Here is a 1,497-nt window from a genome sequence, read left to right on the forward strand (position 1 = left end):
GCACCTGGGCGGTCTTCAGCCGGAAGTAGTCGGCGAGCGCCCGCAGGTCGGCCACCCCGAGCGCCCGGGCCGACCGGCGCACCAGCGTCCGCACCGCCTCCTCCGGCGCCGGCGTCGGCGCGGCGGCGACCTCGGGCGGCAGCACCCGCTCGGGCAGGTCGTAGAGCCGTTCGAACTGGTCGTTGCGGCGGGCGGCGGTGATCTCACCGGCCCAGAACAGCCACTCCAGGCACACCTTCACCGAGGACCAGTTCCAACCCCAGTGCTCTCGCGATCGCTCCTCCTCGTGCTGGATGTCGCGGGCGCTGATCGGGCCGCGCGCGGCCACCTCCTCCCGCACCCGGGCCAGCAGGTGCGGCTGCTCGGTCTGCACCCGCCGCATCCGGCCCCAGGCCTCCTGGGCGGCCACCTGCATCCGCGGGCGCAGCGCCGGCTGCAGCGCGACGTCGACCAGCGAGGCCTCGTGCGCCCAGTACTCGAACAGCCGCCGCGGCCGGCGTCCGGAGGCCCGGGCCAGCAGCGCGGGGGCGTAGGGGCCGTGCCGGGAGAACAGCGGCATCAGGTGGGCCCGGACCGCCACGTTGACCGAGTCGATCTGCAGCAGCGCCAGCCGGTCGACCAGGCGCTGCACGTCGCGCGCGGTGGCGTCTCGGTCGGGACGCCCGGTCAGGCCCTGGGCGGCGACGGCCACCCGCCGCGCCTGGGCGAGGGTCAACGTCTCGCGAGGCATGATCGGGAGGCTAGTGCCCGCCACCGACAGCGACGGGGCAGACTGGCCGCACCGACCAGGAAGGAGCCATGACCGACACCGACGAGGCCCGGGTGGCCGTCTACATCGACTTCGACAACATCGTCATCTCCCACTACGACCACGAGCACGGGCGCAACGCCTTCTCCCGCGACCGCGCCCGGGAGACCGACGCCGACGGCGAGCCCAGCGCGGCGATGGCCGAGCGCCTGGACGCCGCCACGGTCGACGTCGGCGCGATCATCGACTTCGCCTCCTCCTACGGCACGATCGTGCTCACCCGCGCCTACGCCGACTGGTCGGCCCCGGTGAACTCGCGCTACCAGCGCCAGCTGGTCGGTCGCGCGGTCGACCTGGTGCAGCTGTTCCCGGCGGCGGCCTACGCCAAGAACGGCGCCGACATCCGGCTGGCGGTGGACGCGGTGGAGGACATGTTCCGGCTGCCCGACCTCACCCACGTCGTGATCGTGGCCGGGGACTCCGACTACGTGCCGCTGGCCCAGCGCTGCAAGCGGCTGGGGCGCTACGTGGTCGGGGTGGGCGTCGCCGGCTCGACCAGCCGGTCCCTCGGAGCGGCCTGCGACGAGCTGATCACCTACGGCGCCCTGCCCGGGCTCACCGCCGGGCCGGACGAGCCGGACGAGCCCGAGCCGGAGCCGGAGCGCCCGACGGCGGCCGCGACGGCCCCGGACGAGCCGGGGACGGCTGGGCGACGTGGCGGCGGCTCCGGCCGGGCACCGACCACGGCC

General features: G+C 75.2%; 2 protein-coding genes. One reads left to right on the forward strand and one right to left on the reverse strand.

Annotated features, from left to right (window positions below):
* The coding region (locus DVA66_RS20345; protein ID WP_232822103.1) for a DNA glycosylase AlkZ-like family protein at nucleotides 1-730 on the reverse strand (730 nt) is incomplete at its 3' end.
* A gap of 68 nt (nucleotides 731-798) precedes the next feature.
* Here DVA66_RS20345 and DVA66_RS20350 point away from each other — a divergent pair.
* Nucleotides 799-1,497: NYN domain-containing protein (locus DVA66_RS20350; RefSeq protein ID WP_157974202.1), on the forward strand; the 699-nt coding region annotated here is incomplete at its 3' end.

The organism is Desertihabitans aurantiacus (assembly GCF_003344635.1).
Classification (GTDB): Bacteria; Actinomycetota; Actinomycetes; order Propionibacteriales; family Propionibacteriaceae; genus Desertihabitans; species Desertihabitans aurantiacus.